The following is a 23802-nucleotide window of genomic DNA, read 5'->3' as shown; positions in this document are numbered from 1 at the left end:
CACGCACGGGCACGCGTGTTTGCGGCTGCACTTCCCTCCATCCACCGTCACGATCCCGCAGCCGGAACCCGTCCATGAACTCGACCGTCACCGGTGTCGTCGTCCAGCGACCGAACCGGTCCAATCGAAAGCGTGGATGACAAGAGGTTGGTGCCGGCGAAATGCCCAGCCGCGCGAACAGCATCGCTGCATCCGTCGGGCCCAGCAGAACGTCGACGTTGCCCAAATGCAACGAAGCCCGCATCGCTCGCGACGCGGGCTCCCTTGTCACTCAGTCAAGCGCGCCGATCAGGCGGCGAGCTTGCGCAGCACGTACTGGAGGATGCCGCCGTTGAGAAAATATTCCAGCTCGTTGACGGTATCGATCCGGCAGCGCGCCTGGAACGTCTCGGTCGAGCCGTCGGCGCGCGCGAGCTTGACCGTCACGTCCTGACGCGGGCGCAGGCCTGCGACATTCTCGATCGTGAAGGTTTCGTCTCCGGTCAGCTTGAGCGTCGAACGGTCGGTGCCGGCGGCGAACTGGAGCGGCAGCACGCCCATGCCGACGAGGTTCGAGCGGTGGATACGCTCGAAGCTTTCCGCGATCACCGCGCGGACGCCGAGCAGGTTGGTGCCCTTCGCCGCCCAGTCGCGCGACGAGCCGGTGCCGTATTCCTTCCCCGCGACCACGACCAGCGGCGTACCGTCGGCCTTGTGGCGCATCGCCGCGTCGTAGATCGGCATGACCTCGCCGTCGTAGCGGCTCATGCCGCCCTCAACGCCGGGGACCATCTCGTTCTTGATGCGAATGTTGGCGAAGGTGCCGCGCACCATGACGTTGTCGTTGCCGCGGCGCGCACCGTAGCTGTTGAAGTCGCCGCGGCTGACCTGACGCTCCTGCAACCACTTGCCCGCCGGGCTGTCGGCCTTAATCGAGCCTGCCGGGCTGATGTGATCGGTGGTGATCGAGTCGCCCAGGATCGCGAGCGGCTTCGCCTCGATGATGTCGGTGACGGGCTTCGGCGTCATCTCCATGCCCTCGAAATAGGGCGGGTTGGCGATGTAGGTCGATGCTGCAGGCCAGCTGTAGGTGTCGGTGCCCTCGACCGAGATGCCCTGCCACTTGGTGTCGCCGGCGTAGACGTTGCCGTAGCGCGAACGGAACATGTTGTCGTCGATGTTGGCGGCCATGAGGTCGGCGACCTCCTGGTTGGTTGGCCAAATGTCCTTCAGGTACACCGGACCGTCGGTACCTTCACCGATCGGCGTTTCGTTCATGTCGGTGGTGACGGTGCCCTTCAGCGCATAGGCGACGACGAGCGGCGGGCTGGCCAGGAAGTTCGCGCGCACGTCCGGCGACACGCGGCCTTCGAAGTTGCGGTTGCCCGACAGCACAGAGGCAGCGACGAGGTCGTTCTCGTTAATTGCCTTGCTGATTGGCGCGGCGAGCGGGCCCGAGTTGCCGATGCAGGTGGTGCAGCCGTAGCCGACGAGGTTGAACCCCATGGCGTCCAAGTCGGCCGACAGCCCGGCCTTGTCGAGGTAATCGGTGACGACTTGGCTACCGGGGGCGAGCGAGGTCTTGACCCACGGCTTCGGCGTCAGACCCTTCTCGCGGGCCTTGCGCGCGACGAGGCCGGCGGCGACCAGCACCGAGGGGTTGGAGGTGTTGGTGCAGCTGGTGATCGCCGCGATCACCACGTCGCCGTCGCCGATGTCGTGGTCGCGGTCATCGACCGCGACGCGCGCAGCGCGCTCCTTGTGGTAGATCTTGTGCAGGTCGCCGTTGAACACCTCGTCGACGGTGTCGAGGCTGACCTTGTCCTGCGGGCGCTTCGGACCCGCGAGGCTGGGGACGACCGAGCCCATGTCGAGTTCGAGCGTGTCGGTGAAGATCGGATCGGGTGCGTCGGCGGCGCGCCAGAAGCCGTTCGCCTTCGCATAGGCCTCGGTCAGCGCGACCGTCTCCTCCGAGCGCGCGGTCAGACGCATATAGTCGAGCGTCTTGTCGTCGACCGGGAAGAAGCCGCAGGTCGCGCCATACTCGGGCGCCATGTTGGCGATCGTCGCACGGTCGGCGAGCGTCATCTGGTCGAGGCCGGGGCCGTAGAATTCGACGAAGCGGCCGACGACGCCCTTGGCGCGCAGCATCTGCGTGACGGTCAGCACGAGGTCGGTCGCGGTGATGCCCTCGCGAAGCTGGCCGGTCAGCTTAAAGCCGACGACCTCGGGGATCAGCATCGACACCGGCTGGCCGAGCATCGCCGCCTCCGCCTCGATCCCGCCGACGCCCCAGCCGAGCACGCCGAGACCGTTGACCATCGTGGTGTGGCTGTCGGTGCCGACCAGCGTGTCGGGATAGGCGATCGCGTTCTCGCCGGTTGCGTGCTCACCCGTCTCGGTCGAGGACCAGATCGCCTGGCTGACGTACTCGAGGTTGACCTGGTGGCAGATGCCGGTGCCCGGCGGCACGACCTTGAAATTGTCCAGCGCCTTCGATCCCCACTTGAGGAACTCGTAGCGCTCGCCGTTGCGCTGATATTCGAGCTCGACGTTGTCGTCGAACGCCTTGGGCGTGCCGAACTCGTCGACCATCACCGAGTGGTCGATGACGAGGTGGACGGGGACCTGCGGGTTGATCTTCGCCGGGTTGCCGCCGAGCTTGGTGATCGCGTCGCGCATCGCGGCGAGGTCAACGACGCAGGGAACGCCGGTGAAGTCCTGCATCAGCACGCGCGCGGGGCGATACTGGATCTCGCGATCGGGCGAATTGGGGTTCTTCTGCCAGTCGACGATCGCCTGGATGTCGGCCTCGGTCACGGTCACGCCGTCCTCGAAGCGGAGCATGTTCTCGAGCAGCACCTTAAGCGAGAAGGGCAGGCGGCTGACGTCGCCGTACTTCGCCGCGGCCACGTCGAGCGCATAATAATCGTAGCTCTTGCCGCCGGCGGTGAGCGTCTTGCGGGCCTTCAGCGTGTCGTGGCCGATCGCGGTCATGGGGCGTCCTTTGCTGTTGCATCGGCGGGCTCGGGGAGGCGGGGGGACCCGCGCGGGCGCCGACGATAGCCTGATGGTTGGCCTGAATATAAGGTCGCCGCGGGCGATAGCAGTGTGTTGCGGATGCGAAAAGGGGCGCGCGTGCGGCTTTTTGTGTTCGCCCGCGTTGTGGCGCGAAATAGGGGGTTAAGGGGCAGCGTGGCGCGCAAGCTGAAGGTGTTCCGCACGGCCGCGGGGTTCCACGACGCTTATGTCGCCGCGACCAGCCGGAAGGCCGCGCTCGCCGCATGGGGCGCCGAGCGCGATCTGTTCGCGCGCGGGGCGGCGGAGGAGGTGACCGACCCGGCGCTGATGGAGGAACCGCTCGCGCGGCCCGGCGAGGTGATCAAGCGGTTGCGCGGCAGTGCGGCGGAGCAGTTCGCGGCACTACCGGCGGATCGGCCGAAGGCGAAGAAACGCAGCGCCAAGGTCGAGGCGCGAGAACCTGCGCCCGTGCGCGCGCCCAAGCCGTCGCGCGAGGCACTAGATGCCGCGCGGGACGCGATCGACACGGCGGAGCGCGCGTGGCGAAAGGAACAGCGCGAGTTTGCCGAACGACAGACGGCGCTCGACCGCGAGCGGCGGAACGCAACCGAGCGGCACGAGCAGGCGCTCGCCGAGCTGGAGCGGGCGAAGCGCCGTGCGCAGGAGGTTTACGACGCCAGCGTCGCCCGCTGGCGCGAGACGCGTTGATCCAAGCGTGGAGATCAGTCGTTGCCGCCGACCCAGTCGCCGAACCCGCCGAGCACCGACCCCTCGCCGCGGTTGCCGCCGCGTCCGCCCGCGGCCTGGAGCATTCGGCCGGCGAGGCGTGCGAACGGCAGTGACTGTACCCAGACGGTGCCGGGGCCACGTAACCGCGCGAAGAACGCGCCCTCGCCGCCGGTGAACATCGTGCGCACGCCGCCGACCGTAACGAGGTCGAAATCGACCGACGGCGTATAGGCAGCGAGGCAGCCGGTATCAACGTGGAGTTCCTCGCCCGCGCGCAACTCGCGTTTGACCACGGTGCCGCCCATCTGCACGAACACCCAACCGTCGCCGTCCAACCGCTGCATCACGAAGCCTTCGCCGCCAAACAGGCCGGTCATGACGCGGCGCTGGAACGCGACGCCGATCTGCACGCCCTTGGCCGCGGCGAGGAAGCTGTCCTTCTGGCAGATCAGCGTGCCGCCCAGATCAGCGAGGCGGAGCGGCAGGATTGAGCCGGGGGTGGGCGAGGCGAAGGCGACACGCGCCTTGCCCGATCCTTGATGCGTGAACACGGTGGTGAACAGGCTCTCGCCCGTGACCAGCCGTTTGCCAGCACCCAGCAGCGCGCCCATTAAGCCGCCGCCCGAGCCCGACGAACTGCCGTCGCCGAAGACGGTGGTCATCGCGATGCTGGCGTCCTTCCACACCATCGCGCCCGCTTCCGCAACCGCGCTCTCGCCGGGATCGAGTTCGATCTCGACGAACTGGAGCTCCTGGCCCTTGATCTCGAAATCGACGTCGTCGGCGACGCCATCGCGGCGCATGTGCGACCAGGGACTGTTCGGCATGGAAGGCTCCTGAATTAGTTTTAGTGTGTTATATGGATGATACAGCGGTCGTGCAACGTGGAGCCGGGTTGATTCGCCGGTAACTCACCCGGTATTAGGCGTGTCCGGGCGACCGCGTTGGTCGCCCTTGCTGTTTGAACGAGGAGAAGCCCTGTGTCCGCTTCCATGCCCGCATTGATGCCCGTCTACCCGCGGTGCGACGTGCGACCGGTGCGCGGCGAGGGGGTCTACCTCTACGGCGAACGCGGCGAGCAGTATCTCGATTTCGCGAGCGGGATCGCAGTCAACGCGCTGGGCCACGCGCACCCGGTGCTGACCAAGGCGATCGCCGATCAGGCGGCGACGCTGATGCACGTGTCGAACCTGTACGGCAGCCCGCAGGGCGAGGCGTTCGCGCAGAAGCTGGTCGACGCGTCGTTCGCCGACACCCTGTTCTTCACCAATTCGGGCACCGAGGCGGTCGAGTGCGCGATCAAGACCGCGCGGCGCTATCATTTCGCGAACGGCAACCCCGAGCGGCACACGCTGATCACGTTCAACAACGCGTTCCACGGCCGCACGATGGGCGCGATCAGCGCGACCAACCAGGCGAAGATGCGCGACGGGTTCGAGCCGCTGCTGCCGGGCTTCGCCTATGCGCCGTTCAACGACCTAGAGGCGGCGCTCGCGCTGGTCGACGACAACACCGCCGGCTTCATGGTCGAGACGATCCAGGGCGAGGGCGGCGTGTCGGCGGCGACGCCTGAGTTCATTCAGGGCTTGCGCAAGGCCGCGGACGAGCGCGGGCTGCTGCTGGTGCTCGACGAGGTGCAGTGCGGCTACGGGCGTACCGGCAAGATGTGGGCTTACGAGCATTACGGCATCACCCCCGACATCATGTCGGTCGCGAAGGGGATCGGCGGCGGCTTTCCGCTCGGCGCGTGCCTGGCGACCGCGGAGGCCGCGAAGGGGATGGTGTTCGGCACGCACGGCTCGACCTATGGCGGCAACCCGCTGGCGATGGCGGCGGGTGAGGCGGTGCTGGGCGTGATCCAGGGCGATGGCTTCCTCGACAACGTCGCGAAGATGGGCGAGCGGCTGCGTTCGGCACTCGAGCAGATGATCCCCAACTTCGACCACGTGTTCGAGCCGGGCCTGCGCGGAAAGGGCCTGATGACGGGCGTGAAGCTGAAGCCGGAGGCCGACGCGCGGCAGTTCGTCGCGCACCTGCGCGACAATCACGGGCTGCTGCTGGTGTCGGCGGGCGAGAACGTCGTGCGCATCCTGCCGCCGCTGATCATCGAGGAAGCGCACATCGATGAGTTCGTGACCAAGCTGAGCGACGGCGCGCGCGTGTTCGTGCCGGCCGCCGACGATTGATAATCTTTATCCTCCCCACTCGTGGGGAGGGGGACCAGCGAAGCTGGTGGAGGGGGATTGCGAGTTGGCGGTGCGTGTGGGGCGAACCCCCTCCACCAGCTGCGCTGGTCCCCCTCCCCGTGCCGGGGAGGATATTATGATGCGCCACTTCCTGAACCTGTCCGATGCCGGCGCCGACGCGATCGCGGCGATGCTGGACGATGCGCTGACCCGCAAGCAGGCGCGAGCCGGCTGGCCGAAGGGGCAGGTCGACGCCGACGCGCCGCTCGCCGGGCGCGTCCTTGCGATGATCTTCGAGAAGAACTCGACCCGCACGCGCGTGTCGTTTGACATGGCGATCCGCCAGCTCGGCGGTCAGTCGATCGTGATGGAAGCCGGGCAGATGCAGCTGGGCCGCGGCGAGACGGTGGCCGACACCGCGCGCGTGCTGTCTGGCTACGTCGACGCGATCATGATCCGCACCGACGACCATGCCAAGGTCGAGGAGATGGCGCGCTACGCGAGCGTGCCCGTCATCAACGGGCTGACCGACGCGTCGCATCCGTGCCAGATCATGGCTGACCTCTTGACGATCATCGAGAGTGGCAAGTCGCTGCCCGGCCTGAAGGTCGCGTGGCTGGGTGACGGCAACAACGTGCTCGCCTCGATCGTCGAGGCCGCGGGGCTGATGCATTTCGATGTCGTCGCCGCCTGCCCGCAGGGGTTCCAGCCCGACGACGAGGCGATCACGCGCGCGTCGGGGCGCGCCCGCGTCGTCGCGGACCCCCGCGAGGCGGTGGAGGGTGCGGACATCGTCGTCACCGACACCTGGATCTCGATGGGGCAGGCGCAGGCCGAGACCAAGCTCGCCGCGATGATGCCGTATCAGGTCGACGCCAGCCTGATGGCGCAAGCCAAGCCCGACGCGAAATTTCTCCACTGCCTGCCCGCGCACCGCGGCGAGGAAGTGACGCCGGAGGTGATCGACGGCACGCAGTCGCTGATCTGGGCGGAGGCGGAGAACCGGCTGCACGCGCAAAAGGCGATCCTGCGCTGGTGTTTCGGGCAGATCGGGTGATCGGTTGATCGCCGGCGGGTAGCCTCCCAAATAGGTGGCATTCCACGACTTGCTGGCCCGTCGCGCCGCCTTTTCCGGCGTACGGGTCTGCGTCGATTCGCTGACGGAGCCGCCGATCTTGACCGACCAGATTAACGCCGACCTCGACCGCGCGCTCGGTTTCGCGATCCCCGAGCGACACGCGCGCGGGCGCGTCATGCGGCTGGGGCCGACGCTCGACACGATTCTCGCCGCGCACGCCTATCCGCCGGTGATCGAGCGGCTGCTCGCCGAGGCGCTGACGCTGACTGCGCTGATCGGCTCGACGCTCAAGGACCCGAGCGGGCAGCTGACGATGCAGACGCAGACGCAGAACGGGGTCGTCACGCTGATGGTGTGCGACTATCGCGGCGGCGAGCTGCGCGGCTACGTTCAGTTCGACGCCGACAAGCTCGCCGACGTTGGTGAGGAGCCGAGCCTGTTCGCCCTGTTCGGGCAGGGCTATCTCGCGATCACCTTCGACCTCGCCAGCACCGGCGAGCGGTATCAGGGGATCGTGCCGCTGGACGGCGAGACGATCGCGGACGCGGCGCAGAGCTATTTCTTTCAATCGGAGCAGATCCCGACGCTGCTGCGGGTCGGTGTGAAGAAGGGTGGGGACGGGCGAACGGTCGCGGGCGGGCTGCTACTGCAACACCTGCCCGAGGGTGAGTTGGGGCGCGAGCGGTTGCACGTCCGGCTCGACCATCCCGAATGGGAGCATGTCGCGGCGCTCGGCAGCACGATGGGGGTCGACGAGCTGGCAGACGCGACCGTGCCGCTGGAGACATTGGTGTGGCGGTTGTTCAACGAGGAGAGCGAGGTGCGCGTGCTTGACCGCGCGACGATCTCGCGCGGCTGCCGCTGCACGCCCGAGCATATCCGATCGGTGCTGGCCAAATTCCCGCTCGCCGACCGGCTGGAGATGGCGGACGAACACGGCGTGATCGCGGTCGACTGCGCGTTCTGCGCCACCGTTTTCCCGCTCAAGGCCGAAGATGTTGAAGCGTAACGTTTTTTGTTAACGCTTCGGTAGGGATTATAGGGTAGGGCCGCTGACATACTCCTCATCCGAGTATGTTTTCTCCCAAGAAAACGGCTTTCTGCAGCCGCCTGGGCCGCCCGACGGGGCGGCCCTTTTCACGTCGGCCATATGATCCACGCGGTATCACGAATGTGTCGAAGGGTTGCGTATCGCTCCTGATCGGCTTAGCGGCGCGCGGATCATGACACAGCAAACTCCTGCGGTCGTCCTCGTCTCGGGCGGGCTCGACTCGATGGTGTCCGCCGCGCTCGCGCGCGAGGCGGGCTATCCGGTGCTCGCGCTCTCGGTCGACTACAACCAGCGCCACCGCGTCGAACTCGCCGCCGCGGCGCGCGTGGCGAAGGCGGTCGGGGCGCAGCGCCACGTTGTCCTGCCGCTCGACCTGTCGGCATTCGGCGGCTCGGCGCTGACCGATGACAGCATCGCGGTGCCGAAGGACGGCGTCGAGGCGGGTGCGATCCCCGTCACCTACGTGCCAGCGCGCAACACAATTTTCTTGAGCCTCGCGCTCGGCTGGGCCGAGGCCGCAGGGGGCCGTGACCTGTTCGTCGGGGTCAACGCGCTCGATTACTCGGGCTATCCCGACTGCCGGCCCGAGTTCATCGCCGGGTTCGAGCGGCTGGCCGAGCTCGCCACCAAGGCGGGCGTCGAGGGCGCGCCGTTCCGCATCCACGCGCCGTTGCAGCACATGACTAAGGCGGACGTGGTGCGCGAGGGGGCACGCCTCGGGCTCGACATGGGGCTGAGCTGGTCGTGCTACGATCCAACCCCGGCGGGGCAGCATTGCGGTTTGTGCGACAGCTGTCGGCTGCGTCACAAGGGGTTTGAGGACGCCGGCGTCTCCGATCCGACCGTTTATGCCGTGTCCCCGCCGGCACCCTGATGATGAGCCTGCGATGACCTATTCGGTCAAGGAAGTGTTCCTGACGCTCCAGGGTGAGGGCGTGCAGGCGGGGCGGCGCGCGGTGTTCGTGCGCTTCGCCGGGTGCAACCTGTGGACCGGGCGCGAGCAGGACCGGGCGCGCGCGATCTGCCGGTTCTGCGACACCGATTTCGTCGGTACCGACGGCGCGGGCGGGGGCAAGTTCGCAGACGCGGCCGCGCTGGTCGACGCGGTGACGGGCTTCTGGGGCGAGGGCGCAAAACGTCGCTTCGTCGTGCTGACCGGGGGCGAGCCGATGTTGCAGGTCGACGATGCGCTGGTCGACGCGCTCCACGCCGCCGGGTTCGAGATCGCGATCGAGAGCAACGGGACGATTGCCGTGCATCCCGGGATCGATTGGGTCTGCATCAGCCCCAAGGCGGGTAGCGAGACGGTGCAGCGCTCGGGCGACGAGTTGAAGCTCGTCTGGCCGCAACCGGGCAGCGACGTGGAGGCGATGGAAGGCTGGGACTTCCGTCACCTGCTGCTGCAACCGATGGACGACGCGCGCGGGGCAGCGAACGTCGACGCGGTGATCGCGCTGGTGATGGAGCGCCCGCGCTGGCGGCTGTCGCTCCAGACGCACAAGGCGCTGGGCTTGCGTTGATTTCCGCGGAGGCGGCGCTCAGCGCGCCGCTTTTTCCGCCTCGTAGTTCTTGAGTTCGTCGCCGGCGATGCGGACGACGTGGAGGACGTTGGTCGACCCCGGCGTGCGGAAGGGCACGCCCGCCATCACGATCACGCTGTCGCCCGCCTTTGCGACACCCTGACGCAGCGCGATGCGCTTGGCCTTGGCGACCATCTCCTCGAACGAGGCGACGTCGCGCGTGTGGACGTTGTGCGTGCCCCACAAGAGCCCCAGGCGGCGCGCGGTTTCCAGCTGCGGGGTCAGCACCAGGATCGGCACGCCCGGCCGCTCGCGCGCGATCCGCCGAGCGGTCGAGCCCGAAGTCGTGAAGCAGATGATCGCGGAGGCCGACACCGTCTCGGCGATGTTCTTCGCCGCTTCCGCCAGCGCGTCGGCGGTGGTGGGGTCGGGGCGCGTGACCGTGAAGTGGATGCGGTCGCCGTGCATCGGATCACGCTCCACCGCGTCGCCGATCGCGTTCATCATCGACACCGATTCGACCGGCCACTGGCCCGCCGCGCTCTCGGCCGACAGCATGATCGCGTCGGCGCCGTCGTAGATCGCGGTGGCGACGTCCGATACCTCGGCGCGGGTCGGCGACGGGCTGACGATCATCGACTCGAGCATCTGCGTCGCCACCACCACCGGGCGACCGAGGCGGCGTGAGGTCTCGACGATGCGCTTCTGCAACGGCGGCACCGACTGCGGCGGCAGCTCGACACCCAAATCGCCGCGCGCGACCATGACGCCGTCGCACGCCTCGACGATCTCCTCCAGCCGCTCGATCGCGGCGGGCTTCTCGATCTTGGCGAGGAGCGCGGCCTTGCCCTCGATCAGCTTGCGCGCCTCCCACAAATCCTCGGGCCGCTGGACGAAGGAGAGCGCGATCCAATCGACGCCCTGGTCGATCGCGAAGGCGAGATCGCTGCGGTCCTTGGCCGTCAGCGCCGCCATCGGCACCACCACGTCGGGGACGTTCAGCCCCTTGTTGTTGCTAAGCGGACCCCCGACCTCGACCGTCGTCACCAGCCGGTCGGCGTCGCATTCCACCACGCGCAGCACGAGCTTGCCGTCGTCGAGCAGCAGCCGCGCGCCCGCCTCCATCGCGGCGAAGATCTCCGGGTGCGGCAGCTGCACCCGCGTCGCGTCGCCCGGCGTCGCGTCATGGTCGAGCACGAAGGTGCTGCCCTTTTCCAGCACGACGCGTCCTTCCGCGAAGCGTCCGACGCGCAGCTTCGGCCCCTGCAGATCGGCGAGGATGGTGGAGGGACGGTCGAACTCCTGCTCCAGCGCGCGGATCGCCTTGATCACGTCGACCTTGGATGCCTGATCGCCGTGGCTCATGTTGATGCGGAACGCGTCGGCGCCGGCCTCGAACAGCCGCGCGATCATTTCGGGCGTGTTGCTCGCCGGGCCGAGGGTCGCAAGGACGCGGACCTTCCGCGAACGGGGGGCGAAGGAGTGGGTCATGGGGAGGCTTCCTGCTTTGCGCGTGCGTGCCTTAACCGCTAACCGCGGCTTATCAACCTACTAGACGCGCAACCGCGTCAACGGAGTGACACATGGACCGGCTCGAGACCCTAGACGACGCGGCGGCCGCCGCCGCTTTCCGCCGGCTGGTACGCCACCTGCGCCACCGCACCGACGCGCAGAACGTCGATCTGATGGGGCTGGCGGGCTTCTGCCGTAACTGCCTGTCCGACTGGACGCAGGAAGCGTCGGGGATGAGCAAGGACGAGGCGCGTGAAGCGATCTACGGCATGCCCTACGCCGAGTGGAAGGCGAACCATCAGGCCGACGCGACGCCCGAGCAGCTGGAGCGGATGGCGGTGAGCGTGAAGAAGAACGCCTGACCTCGCACCCCTTGCCGCTGCGGTGAGAACCGGCCAACCTGCTGCCAGCGGGAGGCGCGCCGGAGCAGGCGCGCGACAGGGGGAGACAGGCCGTTGTTGAAGTTCGTCGGTAGCGCGCTGGCGCTGGTTCTCGCGGTGCCCGCGGTGGCGCAGGTCTCGGCGCCGACGTCCGCGCCCGCAGCCGGATCGGTCGTCACCTATATCCACGCCGGGCAGCTGCTCGACCATCCGGGCAAGCCGCCGCGCGGAAACAGCACGATCGTGGTGCGCGACGGACGCGTGGTCGAGGTGCGCGACGGCTTCGTCGCGCCGCCCGCGGGCGCGAAGCTGGTCGACCTGTCGCGCCGCTTCGTGCTGCCGGGGCTGACCGACATGCACGTCCATCTGTGGGGAATCGGCGGCGATCCGATGCGCGCGCGGCTGGCCGAGGCGACGCAGGACCAGGCCGATGACATGATGGTCGCGGTGGTCAATGCGCGAAAGACGCTGGAGGCGGGGTTCACCACGGTGCGCGATTTGGGCGGCGACGCGCGCGGCATCCGTGCGCTGCGCGACGCGGTCGAGCGCGGCGATGTCGAGGGGCCGACGATCGTCAACGCGGGGCAGATGATCTCGGTCACGGGCGGTCACGGCGACGGCACCAATGGCCTTGGCGAGAGCTTCGCGGATGCGGTGCACGCGCATCAGATCAACGTGTGCGACGGCCCGGACGATTGCCGCCGCGCGGTGCGCCAGCAGGTCGGTCTCGGCGCGCAGGTGATCAAGTTCGCGGCGACCGGCGGCGTCCTCTCCAACGTCTCGGGTGGCCTCGGGCGCGCGATGACGCCCGAGGAGATGCGCGCGATCGTCGAGACCGCGCATGCGCTCGGGCGCAAGGCGACCGCGCACAGCCACGCGGCGGAAGGGACCAAGGCGGCGTTGGAGGCGGGCTGCGACTCGATCGAGCACGCGAGCTACCTCGACGAGGAGACGATCCGGCTGTTCAAGGCGAAGGGCGCGTATCTGGTCCCGACCGAGATCGCGCCGGTCGCCGCGCTCGCGCAGGCGCGATCGGGCGCGCTGCCGCCCGCGACAATCCCCAAGGCGGAGGCGGCCGCAGCGGCGATGCATGCCAACCACAAGAAGGCGTGGGCGGCAGGCGTCAAGTTCGCGTTCGGCACAGACACCGGCGTGTCCAAGCACGGCGATAACGCGACCGAGTTCGCCTATCTGATCGATCTCGGCATGACCCCGGCGCAGGCGATCGCGAGCGCGACGGTGGCGGCGGCCGACCTGCTCGGGCGCGACGACATCGGCACGCTGGAGCCGGGCAAGCGCGCCGACGTGATCGCGGTGACGGGTTCGCCGCTGGAAGACGTGCGGCGGCTGGAGCACGTCGATTTCGTGATGCACCGTGGTCAGATCGCCAAACCGATTGTCGACTAACGCTTGAGCGCGGGCGCGGCGTCCACTAGGTGCCGCGCCCACACCCATCAGGGTTAACCGGCCGAACCCCGCCCGCTTCTCGCGCGGCAGGGCGCGCGGCCTATTCTTTCACGAGGACGGACAGAGAGCATGGCGGAAGAGCGGGGCGAGGGCATGGGTGGCGGTCACGTCGCAGCGGACGAGCTGCGGCTGCTGATCGAGCGCGCCGAGCGGCTGGAAGAAGAGAAGAAGGGTATCCAGGACGACATCAAGGACGTGATGTCGGAGGCGAAGAGCCGTGGCTACGATCCGAAGGCGATCCGCAAGATCATGTCGATCCGCAAGAAGAAGCGCGAGGAATATCAGGAAGAGGAAGCGATCCTCGAGGTCTACATGCAGGCGCTGGGCATGATCTGATCCGCGTACGGGCCGGGTTGCGCCGCGACTGGCGCCCCCGCCCGAACGACCGCCGGGTTCACATCTTCTCCTTGAACCCGGCGTGTACCAGCCACCAGTTGACCGGGTAGGCGGTGACGAACCCTGCCACCATCGCCAGTTGCATGACGAACCAGAACTCCGGGCTGTTCACGGGCGCGATCTGGCCGAAGCTCGGGCGCAGCCAGGCGAATTGCAGCAGCGCCATGACGCCGTACATGCCGACCTGCCACGAGGTGATCGACAGGAAGTCGGCCTTGACCGCCGCCTTGATCCCGCCTGCCACCGACAGGTCGCGCATCGGCTTAATCGTGAAATACTGGAACACGATTCCGATCGCGAAGGCGAGCAGATAGTCGAACACCCAGACGGCGAAGGTCTTCTCGGCGAACAGCGAGCCCCAGCCGAACGCGACCGCGATGCCGGGTAGCGCAAAGGCGAGCCATTCCGCGACGATGTCGCCCAATGTGCAGCCCGCGCCGCAGTGGCTCGCGCCCTTCGCCACCGCGATGCGCATCGGCGTCTCGCCGCCAGCGTCGTCGCTGCCGGGCGCAGGGCCGCGACCGTGCTGCCAGTAGAGCCATAGCCACAGCAATCCGCCGAACAGCGCGGTGAGCGGCCAGACCAGGTACATGATCCACATCTTCTGCGCGCGACGCGTCTCATCGAATGCGATCAGCAGCGCGCACGCGCCCGCGACGACGAGTGAGGCGATAGCGAGCAGGTGGAGCCAGGCGGGAAACATTCGGCAACAACGCGCGGGAGCGCGGTGCTGCTCCCTTACGCCGCCTCCGCCGCCGCGGTGGTCCAGCCGAGGTGCGGGATGGTGATTGAGCGCTTGCCAGACAGGTCGACCCGGCTGACGAACAGTTCGCGGCTCTCGATATAGCCGATCAGGCGGCGGACGCGGCCGAGCGAGCTGGTGCCATAGGTGTGCGCCAGTTGCTCGTCCGACGGGCACGGCTCGCCCTCGCGCGCGGCGCGGGCGACGAGCAGGAACGCGCCCATCATGTCCTCCGGAAGCGTGTCGGCGAGGCGGAGCGCATCGGCCCATTCCTCCGCGCGCACGTCGAAGATGCCTGCGCGTGCGCAACTCAGCCGGCGGGTAAAGGCGGTCAGGTCCATCGCCGGCCGCGCGAGGCCCGCCATGCGGCAGCGGACCTGGAAATCCTGGAACAGGACAGACGCCGGGCGCCCGAACGCCTCCGGATCGGCGACGACGCCGCGCAACGCCTCGGCGTAGATCGCCTCGACCTCATCCTCGCTGCGGTCGGGCTGCGCGGTCGCGGCGACGCTGGCGGCGGGGCTGCGCGACAGGTCGGCGGCGACCTCGGTCGCGGGCACGCGGCGCGGGCGCGGAACGTGCGCCATCGGCAGTTCGGGCGCGTCGACCACGGGCTCGACGATCAGGTCGGCGAGTTCGAGCGGGCGCGCGTCGGGCAGCGGTACGAGCTTCGGGCTCGACGAGCGCGCGGAGGTCTCGACCTCGCCGATGCGCACACTGACCGGGCGGCGCGAAACCGCGGGGCCTAGCGCCATGAAGGTGCCGCGCGGCAGGTCGCGGATCGCCTCCGCCTGCCGCCGCTCCATGCCGAGCAGGTCGGCGGCGCGCGCCATGTCGATGTCGAGGAAGGTGCGCCCCATCAGGAAGTTCGACGCCTCCGCCGCGACATTCTTCGCGAGCTTCGCCAGCCGCTGCGTCGCGATGACGCCGGCGAGCCCGCGCTTGCGCCCGCGGCACATGAGGTTGGTCATCGCCGACAGCGATGCGCGGCGCACCTCCTCCGCGACCTCGCCGCCGGTCGTCGGCGCGAACAATTGCGCTTCGTCGACCACGACGAGCGCGGGATACCAATGCTCGCGCGGCGCGTCGAACAAGGCCGACAGAAACGCGGCGGCGCAGCGCATCTGACCCTCGGCCTCCAGCCCCTCGAGGCTCAGCACGACGGAGGTGCGGTGCGCGCGCAGGCGGCCGGCGAAGCGCTCGATCTCGGGCACCGAATAATCCGCCGCCTCGATCGCGACGTGGCCGTAGGCACCCGACAGCGTGACGAAGTCGCCCTCGGGATCGATCACGACCTGCTGCACCTGACCGGCCGAGCGTTCGAGCAATCGGCGCAGCAGGTGCGACTTTCCCGACCCCGAATTACCCTGCACGAGCAGGCGGGTGGCGAGCAATTCCTCAAGGTCCATCGCGACCGCCGAGCCACGCTCGTCGAGCCCCATGTCCACGCGTACCGTCATGTGGCCGCCTGTGCCCGCAGGACGGGGCGGGAGCAAGGCGGCGACTCGGGTGGGCATGGTTGAGCGAACAGGCGCGCCGCTCTAAGGACCGGACAACGCTTTAGTTTGCAGGGTTCAGATGGCAGGCCATTCCAAGTTCAAGAACATCATGCACCGCAAGGGCGCGCAGGATAAGAAGCGCTCCAGCATGTTCTCCAAGCTTTCCCGCGAAATCACCGTGGCGGCGAAGATGGGCCTGCCCGATCCTGACATGAACCCGCGCCTGCGTGCCGCGATCGCTGCGGCCAAGGCGCAATCGATGCCCAAGGACAACATCCAGCGCTCGATCGACAAGGCGTCGAAGGGCGATACCGAGAGCTACGAGGAAATCCGCTACGAAGGCTTCGGTCCGGGCGGCGTCAGCCTCATCATCGAGGCGCTGACCGACAATCGCAATCGCACCGCGACCAACGTGCGCACCGCGGTGTCGAAGAACGGCGGTAATCTGGGCACTGCGGGCTCGGTCAGCCACGGCTTCGACCGCGTCGGCCTCATCACCTATCCGGCGAGCGCGGGCGATGCGGATAAGGTGTTCGAGGCGGCGCTGGAAGCGGGCGCGGAGGACGTGACCTCGGGCGAGGATGGGCACGAGATCTGGACCGCGGTCGGCGACCTGCACGAAGTTGCCAAGGCGCTGGAGCCGGTGCTGGGCGAGTCGACCGGCGCGAAGCTCGCGTGGCGGCCGCAGACCAATGTCGAGGTCGGTGAGGGCGATGCGGCTACCCTGTTCAAGCTGATCGACACGCTCGACGACGACGACGACGTGCAGCAGGTGTGGGGCAATTACGAAGTGTCCGACGCCGTGATGGAGAAATTGGGCTGAGCAAGCCCCTCATCATCCTCGGCATGGACCCCGGGCTCGGTACCACGGGCTGGGGCGTGATCCGTGCCGAAGGCAACCGGCTGACCCACGTCGCCAACGGGCAGATCAAGACCGACACGACGATGCCGCTCGCCCGGCGGCTGTGGAACCTCCATTCCGCGCTGATCGACGTGATCCGCGCCGAGAAGCCCGACAGTTCGGCGGTCGAGGAGGTGCTGGGCAACAGCAATGCGCAGTCGACGCTGAAACTGGGGCAGGCGCGCGGCGCGGTGCTGCTCGCCGCCGCTGCCTCGGGGCTGATCGTCGGGGAATATCATCCCAGCGCGGTCAAGAAGGCGGTGGTCGGCACCGGCGGCGCGGAGAAGCGCCAGATTCAGGCGATGCTCGGCCACCTGCTGCCGGGCGCGAAGCTGTCGGGCCCCGATGCCGCCGACGCGCTGGCGGTCGCGATCACGCACGCGCACCATCTGGCGAGCGCGGAGGGGATGATGCGGCGCGCGCGGGTCATGGCGTAGCAAGCACCAGGCGTCGGGCAGCGGGCGACATTTGTCCTCCCGCTGTCGCCCCGTTCCTGTTAGGTTCCGCTGCATGACCTCCCTTGGGCCACACATTCGATGATCGCGCACCTTAAGGGTCGGCTGGAATCTACGGGCGTCGACCATGCCGTCATCGATGTCGGTGGCGTCGGGTACCTCGTCGGCGCATCGGCGCGGACGCTTGCAGCGCTCGCGCCGGTTGGCGAGGCGTGCGTGCTGCATACCGACTTGCTCGTCGGCGAGGATTTCCTGCGGCTGGTGGGTTTCGCGACCGCAGCCGAGCGTGACTGGTTCCGGCTGCTGACGGGCGTGCAGGGAGTCGGCGCGCGCGTCGCACTGGCGATCCTGTCGGCGCTCGAGCCCAACGATATCAGCCGCGCGGTGATGGCGCAGGACAAGGCGACAGTCGCGCGCGCCAACGGCGTCGGGCCGAAGCTCGCCGAGCGGATCGTGCGCGAGTTGAAGGATAAGGTCGGCGGGGTCGCGATCGGCCCGTCGGCGGCGGCGCAGGTGGTGCCGGTCGGCGCGGGTGCGGACGCGGTCTCCGCGCTGCTCAATCTCGGCTTCCGCCCCGCCGAGGCGAGTGCGGCAGTGGCGGCGGCCGAGGAGGAACTGGGCGACAGTGCGACGCTCGACGCGCTGGTGCGGCTGGCGCTCAGGAAGGCGGCGAAATGAAGCGACCAAAGGCCTTCGGCTTCGACGTGTTCGGCACCGTCGTCGACTGGCGCACGAGCATCGCGCGCGAGAGTGCGGGCTTTCTCGCTGCGATTGGCCGCGGCGACCTCGATGCCGAGCGCTTCGCTGATGTGTGGCGCCAGCGCTACCAGCCGGCGATGGCGAACGTGCGCGATGGGCGTCGCGAGTTCGTCATTCTCGACGTGCTCCACCGCGAGATGCTGGTCGACCTGCTGCGCCATCACGGCGTCGACGCGGACGCGCTCGACCCGGTGCTGGTGACGGACTGGGCGCATGCGTGGCATCGGCTCGATCCCTGGCCTGATTCAGCCGCGGGGCTTGCGCGGCTCCGCGCACTGGCGCCGGTCGTCACGCTGTCGAACGGCAATGTGTCGCTGATGATCGAGCTCTCGCGCCGCGCCGGACTCGAGTGGGACGCGATCCTGGGAGCCGAGCACGCGCGCGGGTTCAAGCCGGCGCGTGAGGTGTATCTCGCGACCGCGGCGGCGAGCGGGGTCGAGGCGGGTGAGTTCTGCCTCGTCGCCGCGCACCACAGCGACCTGGCGGCGGCGCGAGAGGCGGGGTTGATGACCGCGTACATCGACCGGCCGATGGAATATGGTGGCGCGCCCGCGCCCGACCGCGATCAGCGGCAGGACTGGGACTATGAGGCGGACAGCCTGACCGCGCTCGCCGCTCAACTGGAAGCCCGCACGTGACCGACACCGAACGCCTGCTCACGCCCGCGCGGCGGCCCGAGGACGTCGATGCGGCACTGCGCCCGCGCAGCCTCGACGATTTCGTCGGGCAGAAGGCTGCGCGCGAGAATCTGCGCGTGTTCATCGATGCGGCACGCGGGCGCGGCGACGCGCTCGACCATGTCCTGTTCTTCGGGCCGCCGGGGCTGGGCAAGACGACGCTGGCGCAGATCGTGGCGCGCGAGATGGGGGTGGGGTTCCGCGCCACCTCCGGCCCCGTGATCGCCAAGTCGGGCGATCTGGCGGCGCTGCTCACAAATCTCGAGGACGGCGACGTGCTGTTCATCGACGAGATCCACCGCCTGCAGCCCGCGGTCGAGGAGGTGCTCTACCCGGCGATGGAGGACCGCGCGCTCGACCTGATGATCGGCGAGGGGCCGTCGGCGCGCAGCGTGCGCATCGACCTGCCGCGCTTCACGCTCGTCGGCGCGACGACACGGCAGGGGTTGCTGACGACCCCGCTGCGCGATCGGTTCGGTATTCCGCTGCGGTTGCAATTCTACTCGGTCGAGGAACTGACGCGGGTGGTGACGCGCGCGGCGGGGTTGCTCGACATGGCGATCGCGTCGGACGGCGCGGCCGAGGTGGCGCGCCGCTCACGTGGGACGCCGCGGATTGCGGGGCGGCTGCTGCGCCGGGTGCGCGATTTCGCCAGCGTGGCGGGCGTGGCGGTGGTCGACGCGGGCGCGGCCGACCGCGCGCTCAACCGGTTGGAGGTCGACCAGTTGGGGCTCGACGCGATGGACCGGCGCTACCTGCACATGATCGCGGACGTGTACCGCGGCGGGCCGGTGGGGGTGGAAACGCTCGCCGCCGGCCTGTCCGAGCCGCGCGACACGATCGAGGAGGTGATCGAGCCGTATCTGATCCAGCTCGGCCTCGTCGCCCGAACCGCGCGCGGACGGGTGCTGAACGCGGGCGGGTGGAAGCACCTAGGCCTCAACCCGCCGGCGGGCAGTCAAGACGGATTGTTCGACGCGGGGTAAGGTGTCAGATCAGCGCTCACCCGGCATCAACGATGCGTAGCTAACGAACGCCGGCTCAGCTGGTGACGCCGTCGGCGCAGCGCACCCGCATGCCCTTGGTGGTCACCAGCGCCTTCTCGCCCGCTTGTGCCTCGACGCGACCGTCGCCCTTGCTGCTTGATACCATCAGCACCATCGGGCGATCGACGACGCAGCGATACTCCGCCTTTTTCACGCTGCATGCCTTGCGCAGCGCGGCCTCGTCGCCGGGCGAGACATCGCCGACCGATTCCACCCCGAAGGCGATCGACGCCGATCCGCCGATAAAGGCGGCTTTCAGGCCCGAGATCAGCCGGCCTTCGTAGAGGCCGGGCGTACTGGCCGCGTGCAGGCCGATTTGCGGCGCGAGCCGCGCGCAGAAGCTGGGCGTGTTCTGCTGCGCGAGCGTCGTGCTGCCGGTGACCAGAACGGCGCTGGCGATGATCCATTTCATGACTTTGCTTCCCCCGGATTATCCGGCCATCATCCACGATCGCTCAGGTTTGTACAGCCTCGTTCCGATGAGCACCGGGTGGCGGCACACGTGGTCTTGCACGTGGGTCATGTCTTACCTGAGTGCGCGTGAGGGAGCAGACGCGGCGCCGTCGCGTTGCGCTTTCCAGCAATCCAAGGAGTTCTGCATGTCGCACGCCCACACGCCGCCTGTGCCGGAGGGTAACCAGTCGCCCTATCCGATCCAGGAACCGCCGCACTCGCATACCGGGACGAAGCCGGCAGACAAGCCTGCGTCGCCTGCTGCCAAGGCGAAAGCGAAGGACGACCACACCCGCGCGCTGGCGATCGGCGCAGCGGTGGGTGTCGGGGCGGCAGCGCTGGCACTCGCGGCGGGCGTGTTCCTGATGGAAGAGCGGTCGAAGCCGAAGAAGGGCAAGAAGCCGGCGGCCCACAAGCCGAAGCAAGCGCCAAAGCCGAAGAAGCCGAAGCCGGCGAACAAGGCCGAGGCAGCGTGACGCGGTGCTAACAATCGTGTCGGTGCCGCCAACGATATGTTGCGTGGCACCCTCGGCCCACGTCTGTTAGCCTCCCGGCCATGCCTGTCTCCGCTGCCGCCTCCGCCCGCGAAATCCTGACCCGCCTGCACGACGTGATGGCGGCGCGGTCGCCGGCGCAGGCGAAGCTCAACCAGGTGGTCGAGATCATTGGCGAGGCGCTCGATAGCGAGGTCTGCTCGATCTACCTGCTGCGCGAGGGCGTGCTCGAATTGTTTGCGACGCGGGGCCTCGCGCCGGAGGCGGTGCACGTCACCAAGCTGGCGCTGGGCGAAGGGCTGGTCGGCACCATCGCCGAGCAGAACGAGATCCTCAACCTCGACGAGGCGGCGAGCCACCCCGACTTCGCGTACAAGCCCGAAACGGGCGAGGATCGTTACCACAGCTTCGCCGGCGTGCCGATCGTCCGGCGCGAGCGCTCGGTCGGCGTGCTGGCGGTGCAGCACGCCGATCCGCGCCGTTACGCCGACATCGAGATCGAGGCGCTGCAGACGGTGGCGATGGTGCTCTCGGAACTGATCGCCAACGCTGGGCTGATCGATCAGGGCGGGCCGAAGGACCGCGTGCAGTCGACCGCGACCGTCCGCACCGCGGGGCAGAAATTGGTCGACGGGATGGCGGCGGGATATGCGGTGTTCCACCAGCCGCGTGTCACGATCGAGCATACGGTTGCGGAGGATACCGAGGCCGAGCGCCACCGCGTCTACGCTGCGTTCGACAAGATGCGCGAGCAGATCGACCGCATTGCGCGCGAGGCCGAGTTCGGCGTCGGCGATGAGCATCAGGAGGTGATCGCCACCTACAAGATGTTCGCCTATGACGAGGGCTGGGCACGACGGATCAACGAGGCGATCGACAGCGGACTGACCGCCGAGGCCGCAATCGAGCGGGTCCAGCAGCGCACGCGCCAGCGGATGCGGCAGATCGACGATCCTTTGCTCGCCGACCGGATGCACGATCTGGAGGACCTGTCGAACCGGTTGCTGCGGATCGTGTCGGGTCAGATGGGCACGGCGGCGCAGCTGGGGCTCAGGCAGGACACGATCCTGATCGCGCGCAATCTGGGTCCGGCGGAGCTGCTTGAATACGATCGCCGGCGGTTGAAGGGCGTAATCCTGGAGGAAGGGTCGCTGACCGCGCACGTCACGATCGTGGCGCGCGCGATGGGGGTTCCGGTTCTCGGGCGCGTGCGCGACGTGCGGCGGACGATCGCGGAAGGCGATCTGCTGCTGCTCGACGTGACAGAAGGATCGGTGCTGGTGCGCCCGACGCTGCCGATGGAGGAAGCGTTCGACGCCAAGCTGGTGCTCCGGCAGAAGCGCAAGGCGGCCTACGCCGCGCTGCGCGATCTGGCGCCGCAGACGCGCGACGGCCACCGCATCACCGTCATGGTCAACGCGGGGCTGCGCGACGACGTGGCGGCGCTCGACGTGACGGGTGCCGACGGGATCGGGCTGTTCCGCACCGAATTCCAGTTTCTCGTATCCGCCACCCTGCCGCAGCGCGAGCGTCAGCAGCGGCTCTACCGCGAGGTGCTCGACGCGGCGGGTGACCGGCCGGTCGTGTTCCGCACCGTCGACATCGGCGGCGACAAGGCGCTGCCCTACCTCGTCTCCGACGACGCGGAGGAGGAGAACCCGGCGATGGGGTGGCGTGCGCTCAGGCTCGCGCTGGAACGCGACGGGTTGATGAAGGCGCAGGCGCGCGCGCTCTTGGAGGCGGCGGCGGGGCGGACACTCAACGTTATGTTCCCGATGGTGAGCGAGGCGTGGGAATTCGACGAGGCCAAGGCCTTGTTCGAGGCGCAGCGCAATTGGATCGCCTCGCGCGGGCGGCGGTTGCCGAATGAGATACGCTACGGCGCGATGCTGGAGGTGCCGAGTCTGGCCTATCAGCTCGACCTGCTGCTGCCACGCGTGCAGTTCCTGTCGATCGGCACCAACGACCTGACGCAGTTCCTGTTCGCCGCCGATCGCGCCAACCCGAAGCTGGCCGAACGCTACGACTGGTTGTCGACCTCGATCCTGCGGTTCGTCAAGCTGGTGTCCGATCAGGCGCGTGCCGCCGGCGTGCCGGTCGCGGTGTGCGGCGAAATGGGCGGGCGGCCGCTTGAGGCGATGGCGCTGATCGGGCTCGGTATAGAGCGGCTGTCGATCACCCCGGCGGCGGTCGGGCCGATCAAGGCGATGATCCGCTCGATCGACCGCGCGCGCCTTGGCGAGCGGATGACGGCGCTGCTGGCGCAGCCGCCGCGCGACTTCCGCGGCGCACTGTCGGAGTGGGCGACGGGCGAAGGCGTCGAATTGGCGTGATCCTGCGATCGCTGACGCGCGGGTCCGGTTGACACTCACCGGCCCGTTTGAAACACGCAGGTTCGGGTTGCAGCCAATCGGGGCCCAGATCGGGGAAAGGCTGCGCGCTGGAGAACAAGATGAGCGACGGCGACTTGGGCGAGATGGCGGGCGCGAAACCGGCGACGGTCGGTCAGCGGCTGCGCGCCGCGCGCGAGGCACAGGGACTGTCGCTGCCCGAGGTCGCGACGCGCACGCGGGTCACGCAGCGGTTCCTGGAAGCGATTGAGAACGGCCGGCTGGAGGATCTGCCCTCGTCGACCTACGCGGTCGGCTTCGCCAAGGCGTACGCACGCGCGGTGGGGATGGACCAGGTCGTGATCGGCCGCGAGATACGCGAGGAAATGAATGCACCCGGTGCGGTGCAGCGCCAGCACCATCACGTGCAGGAGATCGCCGATCCCGCGCGCGGGCCGTCGCGCACCGTGGTGATCGTCGCGCTGGGTCTGGCGCTCGCGGTGCTGATCCTGGCGCTGCTGTGGTTCGCGACCGGCGTGTTTCGCGGCGGCGATAGCGGGTCGGAGGCGATCGGCAACGCGCAGGTGACCGCCGCGGTGCCCGCACCCACGGTGGTGCCGACACCGGCCGCGAACGGTCCGGTGGTGCTGACCGCCGCCGACGATGTCTGGCTGCGCGTCTACGATGCCGCCGACAAGACGCTGTTTATCGGCACGATGAAGCCGGGCGAGCGGTTCGAGGTGCCGGCGAACGCGAACGATCCCAAGATCAACGTCGGGCGCCCCGACAAGCTGCGGATCACCGTCGGCGACCGCGTGATCGCGCCGCTGGGTGACGGCAGCCGGCCGCTGAAGGACATCGGCATCAGTGCGACCGCGCTGGCCGGGCGTGCCACGGGCGCGGCGCCATCGCCGACACCAAGTGCGGGCGCGTCGACGCCGGTCGTGTCGCGCGCGGTGCCGGCGCGTGCGGCCGGTCAGCGCCGCAGCAACGCGCTGCCGCCAGCGTTCGCGTCGCCGGCCGCGGACGATGCCGCGGCTGCCAACCGTGCCGCGACGCAGGGCGCCGCGCCGGCTGCGACAGCCACGCCGGCCGCGCAATAGGCTGCTTCAGCGAAGGGACAGGTG

The 23802-nt window shown here is 68.6% G+C and carries 23 protein-coding genes; 17 read left to right on the top strand and 6 right to left on the bottom strand.

The genetic code is table 11. The features are described 5' to 3' along the window. Positions 1–288: 288 nt before the first annotated feature. On the bottom strand, positions 289–2976 hold the full coding sequence (gene acnA / locus BMW51_RS06275) for an aconitate hydratase AcnA (protein WP_093004482.1): 2688 nt from the start codon (positions 2974–2976) through the stop codon (positions 289–291). 198 nt (positions 2977–3174) lie between these two features. Between acnA and BMW51_RS06270 the strand changes: the two genes are divergently transcribed. Continuing rightward, positions 3175–3708 (top strand): hypothetical protein, encoded by a 534-nt coding sequence (locus tag BMW51_RS06270; RefSeq protein ID WP_093004480.1) that lies wholly within the window; start codon positions 3175–3177, stop codon positions 3706–3708. A 14-nt stretch (positions 3709–3722) separates the two neighbouring features. On the opposite strand, the gene BMW51_RS06265 is transcribed toward BMW51_RS06270, so the two are convergent. Then, positions 3723–4556, bottom strand: coding sequence for a TIGR00266 family protein (locus BMW51_RS06265; RefSeq protein WP_218139366.1), 834 nt, complete (start codon positions 4554–4556; stop codon positions 3723–3725). A 165-nt stretch (positions 4557–4721) separates the two neighbouring features. Here BMW51_RS06265 and BMW51_RS06260 point away from each other — a divergent pair, with 165 nt between their 5' ends. The 5 genes from BMW51_RS06260 to queE all read left to right on the top strand — a co-directional run bounded on the left by BMW51_RS06260 (position 4722) and on the right by queE (position 9564). After that, positions 4722–5915, top strand: coding sequence for an aspartate aminotransferase family protein (locus BMW51_RS06260; protein WP_093004476.1), 1194 nt, complete (start codon positions 4722–4724; stop codon positions 5913–5915). Positions 5916–6054: 139 nt separating this feature from the next. Then, entirely contained in the window at positions 6055–6972 is a 918-nt protein-coding gene (argF, locus tag BMW51_RS06255) for an ornithine carbamoyltransferase (protein WP_093005095.1), read from the top strand. A gap of 118 nt (positions 6973–7090) precedes the next feature. Next, a complete protein-coding gene (gene hslO, locus BMW51_RS06250; protein ID WP_093005093.1) occupies positions 7091–8002 on the top strand; it encodes an Hsp33 family molecular chaperone HslO in 912 nt (303 codons plus the stop codon). A 214-nt stretch (positions 8003–8216) separates the two neighbouring features. Then, positions 8217–8918, top strand: coding sequence for a 7-cyano-7-deazaguanine synthase QueC (queC, locus tag BMW51_RS06245; protein ID WP_093004474.1), 702 nt, complete (start codon positions 8217–8219; stop codon positions 8916–8918). Between the two features lie 13 nt (positions 8919–8931). Then, a complete protein-coding gene (gene queE / locus BMW51_RS06240) occupies positions 8932–9564 on the top strand; it encodes a 7-carboxy-7-deazaguanine synthase (protein ID WP_093004472.1) in 633 nt (210 codons plus the stop codon). A gap of 18 nt (positions 9565–9582) precedes the next feature. Here queE and pyk read toward each other — a convergent pair whose 3' ends face one another. Further along, positions 9583–11055 (bottom strand): pyruvate kinase, encoded by a 1473-nt coding sequence (gene pyk, locus BMW51_RS06235; RefSeq protein WP_093004470.1) that lies wholly within the window; start codon positions 11053–11055, stop codon positions 9583–9585. A gap of 92 nt (positions 11056–11147) precedes the next feature. Here pyk and BMW51_RS06230 point away from each other — a divergent pair, with 92 nt between their 5' ends. The 3 genes from BMW51_RS06230 to BMW51_RS06220 all read left to right on the top strand — a co-directional run bounded on the left by BMW51_RS06230 (position 11148) and on the right by BMW51_RS06220 (position 13259). After that, entirely contained in the window at positions 11148–11438 is a 291-nt protein-coding gene (locus BMW51_RS06230; protein ID WP_093004468.1) for a DUF1244 domain-containing protein, read from the top strand. A gap of 93 nt (positions 11439–11531) precedes the next feature. Further along, positions 11532–12863 carry a metal-dependent hydrolase family protein gene (locus tag BMW51_RS06225; protein WP_093004466.1) on the top strand — a complete coding sequence of 444 codons (1332 nt, stop codon included), beginning with the start codon at positions 11532–11534 and terminating at the stop codon, positions 12861–12863. Between the two features lie 129 nt (positions 12864–12992). Then, a complete protein-coding gene (locus tag BMW51_RS06220) occupies positions 12993–13259 on the top strand; it encodes a DUF2312 domain-containing protein (RefSeq protein ID WP_093004464.1) in 267 nt (88 codons plus the stop codon). A 58-nt stretch (positions 13260–13317) separates the two neighbouring features. Here BMW51_RS06220 and BMW51_RS06215 read toward each other — a convergent pair whose 3' ends face one another. Together BMW51_RS06215 and BMW51_RS06210 are read right to left on the bottom strand one after the other, a co-directional pair. Beyond that, on the bottom strand, positions 13318–14022 hold the full coding sequence (locus tag BMW51_RS06215; protein ID WP_093004462.1) for a DUF4396 domain-containing protein: 705 nt from the start codon (positions 14020–14022) through the stop codon (positions 13318–13320). A 35-nt stretch (positions 14023–14057) separates the two neighbouring features. Beyond that, positions 14058–15521 carry a helicase HerA domain-containing protein gene (locus tag BMW51_RS06210; protein ID WP_093004460.1) on the bottom strand — a complete coding sequence of 488 codons (1464 nt, stop codon included), beginning with the start codon at positions 15519–15521 and terminating at the stop codon, positions 14058–14060. Between the two features lie 118 nt (positions 15522–15639). Between BMW51_RS06210 and BMW51_RS06205 the strand changes: the two genes are divergently transcribed. From BMW51_RS06205 to ruvB, 5 genes are all read left to right on the top strand, one after another. Continuing rightward, positions 15640–16383 (top strand): YebC/PmpR family DNA-binding transcriptional regulator, encoded by a 744-nt coding sequence (locus BMW51_RS06205; protein WP_093004458.1) that lies wholly within the window; start codon positions 15640–15642, stop codon positions 16381–16383. Between the two features lie 23 nt (positions 16384–16406). Next, entirely contained in the window at positions 16407–16898 is a 492-nt protein-coding gene (ruvC, locus tag BMW51_RS06200) for a crossover junction endodeoxyribonuclease RuvC (RefSeq protein WP_019517777.1), read from the top strand. A 99-nt stretch (positions 16899–16997) separates the two neighbouring features. Further along, on the top strand, positions 16998–17594 hold the full coding sequence (gene ruvA, locus BMW51_RS06195; protein WP_093004456.1) for a Holliday junction branch migration protein RuvA: 597 nt from the start codon (positions 16998–17000) through the stop codon (positions 17592–17594). Continuing rightward, entirely contained in the window at positions 17591–18313 is a 723-nt protein-coding gene (locus BMW51_RS06190) for a haloacid dehalogenase type II (RefSeq protein ID WP_093004454.1), read from the top strand. The genes ruvA and BMW51_RS06190 overlap by 4 nt, the downstream gene beginning before the upstream one ends. Further along, positions 18310–19338: a Holliday junction branch migration DNA helicase RuvB gene (ruvB, locus tag BMW51_RS06185; protein ID WP_093004452.1), complete on the top strand. Its 1029-nt coding sequence runs from the start codon at positions 18310–18312 to the stop codon at positions 19336–19338. The genes BMW51_RS06190 and ruvB overlap by 4 nt, the downstream gene beginning before the upstream one ends. Before the next feature lie 55 nt (positions 19339–19393). On the opposite strand, the gene BMW51_RS06180 is transcribed toward ruvB, so the two are convergent. Next, positions 19394–19810 carry a hypothetical protein gene (locus BMW51_RS06180; protein ID WP_093004450.1) on the bottom strand — a complete coding sequence of 139 codons (417 nt, stop codon included), beginning with the start codon at positions 19808–19810 and terminating at the stop codon, positions 19394–19396. 187 nt (positions 19811–19997) lie between these two features. Here BMW51_RS06180 and BMW51_RS06175 point away from each other — a divergent pair, with 187 nt between their 5' ends. The 3 genes from BMW51_RS06175 (at position 19998) to BMW51_RS06165 (ending at position 23778) form a co-directional block, all read left to right on the top strand. Then, positions 19998–20327, top strand: coding sequence for a hypothetical protein (locus BMW51_RS06175; RefSeq protein ID WP_093004448.1), 330 nt, complete (start codon positions 19998–20000; stop codon positions 20325–20327). Positions 20328–20407: 80 nt separating this feature from the next. Next, a complete protein-coding gene (ptsP, locus tag BMW51_RS06170) occupies positions 20408–22678 on the top strand; it encodes a phosphoenolpyruvate--protein phosphotransferase (protein WP_093004446.1) in 2271 nt (756 codons plus the stop codon). 119 nt (positions 22679–22797) lie between these two features. After that, a complete protein-coding gene (locus tag BMW51_RS06165; protein WP_093004444.1) occupies positions 22798–23778 on the top strand; it encodes a helix-turn-helix domain-containing protein in 981 nt (326 codons plus the stop codon). Positions 23779–23802: the final 24 nt, after the last annotated feature.

It is taken from the genome of Sphingomonas palmae (genome assembly GCF_900109565.1).
In the GTDB taxonomy this organism is placed as follows: domain Bacteria; phylum Pseudomonadota; class Alphaproteobacteria; order Sphingomonadales; family Sphingomonadaceae; genus Sphingomonas; species Sphingomonas palmae.
This window is presented reverse-complemented; position numbering and strand designations above follow the sequence as displayed.